Origin of the sequence: Cryobacterium sp. MLB-32 (genome assembly GCF_000738085.1) — a bacterium.
Taxonomy (GTDB): domain Bacteria; phylum Actinomycetota; class Actinomycetes; order Actinomycetales; family Microbacteriaceae; genus Cryobacterium.
This window is the reverse complement of sequence record NZ_JPRS01000606.1, coordinates 1-2,664: the sequence shown is the minus strand read 5'-3', so window position 1 is coordinate 2,664 and position 2,664 is coordinate 1. Positions and strand designations below refer to the sequence as shown.

The 2,664-nt window shown below is 61.7% G+C and carries 5 protein-coding genes; all 5 read right to left on the bottom strand.

Going from position 1 to position 2,664, the window contains the following annotated elements; genetic code table 11:
- Positions 1-297 precede the first annotated feature (297 nt).
- Entirely contained in the window at positions 298-738 is a 441-nt protein-coding gene (locus tag JF66_RS20250; RefSeq protein WP_035880708.1) for an SRPBCC domain-containing protein, read from the bottom strand.
- Positions 653-1,072 carry a HipA N-terminal domain-containing protein gene (locus JF66_RS25490; RefSeq protein ID WP_369798081.1) on the bottom strand — a complete coding sequence of 140 codons (420 nt, stop codon included), beginning with the start codon at positions 1,070-1,072 and terminating at the stop codon, positions 653-655. Before JF66_RS25490 ends, JF66_RS20250 begins: the two co-directional genes overlap by 86 nt.
- Before the next feature lie 32 nt (positions 1,073-1,104).
- Positions 1,105-1,497 (bottom strand): hypothetical protein, encoded by a 393-nt coding sequence (locus JF66_RS20245; RefSeq protein WP_035880707.1) that lies wholly within the window; start codon positions 1,495-1,497, stop codon positions 1,105-1,107.
- On the bottom strand, positions 1,494-2,042 hold the full coding sequence (locus tag JF66_RS20240) for a DoxX family protein (protein ID WP_081882529.1): 549 nt from the start codon (positions 2,040-2,042) through the stop codon (positions 1,494-1,496). The genes JF66_RS20245 and JF66_RS20240 overlap by 4 nt, the downstream gene beginning before the upstream one ends.
- Positions 2,043-2,059: 17 nt before the next feature.
- Positions 2,060-2,664: radical SAM protein (locus tag JF66_RS20235; RefSeq protein ID WP_035880705.1), on the bottom strand; the 605-nt coding region annotated here is incomplete at its 5' end.

Sequence of the window (2,664 nt, the reverse complement as noted above, 5' to 3'; positions counted from 1 at the left end):
AGTCCCGTTTTATCTTCGATGTTGTCGAGGTACGCCTGGAATGACATCTCTACTCCTCTGCCGGTGGTGCTGAGATTCGTAGGTCCGACACGCAACAAGATTCGATCTTTCGATCAAGATATCCCGCGCAGCGCGAATCGGACCGGCCAGGTCAAAAACGAACCTTGACGAAGTGAAAAACTAGCGAGCGTGCGAGGCTGACCGAAAGTGGCAAGAAATGAACCGCCCACGGAAAGCTACCGTCGCAACGCTGTCGCGGGCTGTCGCCAGTCCTGACAGGGTCGGGATTTCGTCGACCTAGGCCCGTTCTGCCAGCTGTTTGATCGTGACGATCGCCTCAGACCACATGCCGTGCATGTCGCTGGCCCACTCGTCGGGCACCTCGAGGTCAACGGTGAGAGTCGTCACCCCGTCGGTCTCGATGAACGAATAGCTCTCGTGCAGCCCGACTGCGGGACCTTCGCGGTTCTCGACGTCGTTCTCAATGTCTCCGAGATATCGGATCGACACGAACTCGTGGCGCCGATTCTCGACAATGCTGCCGAAGAGACCGCTCGACGTTCCGTTGTCGTTCGGGCCGAGAAAGCGGATCTCGTCACCCTCGTTCCAGCCGCCCTCGTAGGTCGATCCCTCGTGGAAGGCGCCCGTCCATTCACGGTAGGTGTCGAGGTCGAGCATGACGTTCCAGACGTGCTGCGCGGGAGCGTCGACATCGACGCTGAATCGAAGATTCTCCATGCTTGCTTTTATAGCCGAGACACTCTGGCGGCGCAAGACCGCCTACTGCGCCGGTTCGTCGACGAGCTTCGCAACGTCGAGGAGGCGAAGTCTCCGTCGCTGCCTGGTCACTCACAGACGCTGGCTCTGACCCGCAGCCCTGACCCGGGACCCGTCGAGAACTGACTATCGAAACCTCGGGGGAGTAGCGTTTGGGAACGGCATCCGCGACATTCCGGCCGAATTGGGCCAACAGCGCGATGACGTCGTCACTGCACACCGTCATCTCGGCTGCGAGACGGTCGAGTGCGGTGCCCGCGGGCAGGAGCTCGGCGAAGAAGTTGCGGATACGCAACGCCCCGTTGCAATTGCTAAATAGAGAAGTTGTTAGTTCTTCTCCGGCATTGGCCGCGAGGTAGTCCAAATCGAGATGAGGGCGATGCCCAGTCCGACCATGAGGGCGGCGGCGTTGACCGAGCCGGAAATGATGCCGATCGTCGCATCGTAGGTGACGAGGCGCACCAGCCCGACGACAATCAGGATTGCTCCGCTTGCAAGCAGGAGCACGGGCAACCTCAGTAGACAGCCAAGCGCGGCGATGGCACCGAGTACGACCAGCACGAGCGCTTGGATCAGGTTCACCGAGACGAACTGCAGCGGCGTGTAGTGAAGCAGCGAGAACAACGAACTGAGCACCGTGAGACCGGCGACTATCAGGCCAGGGGTACGCCAAACCTCAGAGGTGGAAGGTGTGGCACCGGTGCGTCTGGTGGCGTTCATGACAGCGCCATTGCAATCCGAGCCGGTCGACCGCGGGTGAGCGACCACCGGGGTCTCAGCAGCCCATCGACGCCGGCGATCCGCCCGGCGGCCGTTGCCAGAATCACGAATTGTGCAGCGAACATCAGGTAGTAACTCCACTGCCACTCTCCGGGGGTGTTCAGCACGGAAAGGGTGATGGCGATGGTCTGCAGGATGCCGATGGCCGCCCAGAAGCGAGTCAGGAAGCCCACGAGCAGGAAAGCGCCAAGGCAGAATTCCGCGATCAGCACACCCCAGCCGAAGAGCGCGAAGTTGGGAAAAATAACGTTCTCAACCAGCCAACTGAACGCCCCGAGCACCGGATGCTTCACCGCATCCGCCGTGTACTGGTAAAGGCCGTTCTCGGCAACCTGCCCGAAGTCGGGCGGGCGTTTCCAGTTGACATTTTGTAGCCACATCAACCCCACTGCGATCCGGACGGCTGCCAGCACCACGCGAGTGGGACGTCCGGTCTCGATCTGGTTGATGACTGGCAGTGCGGTAGTGCGGGTGGTCTTGGTCATGGCGCTCCCGTTTCGTGTCAGGCGCAGGCGAACATCGACGTGGCAGACGTGACCGAGGACCACTGTTCAGTGAAGAGTTCACTCACCCGGTCGAGTGCGGGAGCCAGAGGCAGTATCTGGCGACTCACCAGTGCCTTCTCGTCAAGGGCTGCAACGGGGTGCCAGTAGATACCTTCCGCCGTCACGGTCACCTCGGGGATCAGCGATTCGCGCGTGAATGCGACCCCCTCTTCGGCGACGCCCTGAAGCGCGATCGGACGGATGATCTGATCCGCTCGCGGGATTCCGAGCCCGTCGAACAGCGCATGCAGCTCGTCGAGGGCCGGATCATCATGCGCCGAGATTGTCGCAGCCACCCTCACGGTGAATCCCTCATCGAGCGCCACGCGAATCCCGGCAAGGGCCCGTTTCCAACTCCCGGCGCCGCGGTGTGAGTCATGCACGTCGGCGGTCGGCGAGTCCACACTGATTTGCAATGCAAAGCCCTGCCGCGGCATCGCCTGCAGTTTCCGCAGCCCCTGGCCGCGGAACAGCATCCCGTTGGTCAGCAATGTTGTCGGCAGCCGGTCGACGCAGGCGCGCACGATAACGTCGATGTCGGGGAGCAGGAACGGGTTCGCCA

Coding starts and splice junctions, on each gene's coding strand:
- JF66_RS20250 (WP_035880708.1), bottom strand. CDS start 738: ATGGAGAATCTTCGATTCAGCGTCGATGTCGACGCTCCCGCGCAGCAC.
- JF66_RS20245 (WP_035880707.1), bottom strand. CDS start 1,497: ATGAACGCCACCAGACGCACCGGTGCCACACCTTCCACCTCTGAGGTT.
- JF66_RS20240 (WP_081882529.1), bottom strand. CDS start 2,042: ATGACCAAGACCACCCGCACTACCGCACTGCCAGTCATCAACCAGATC.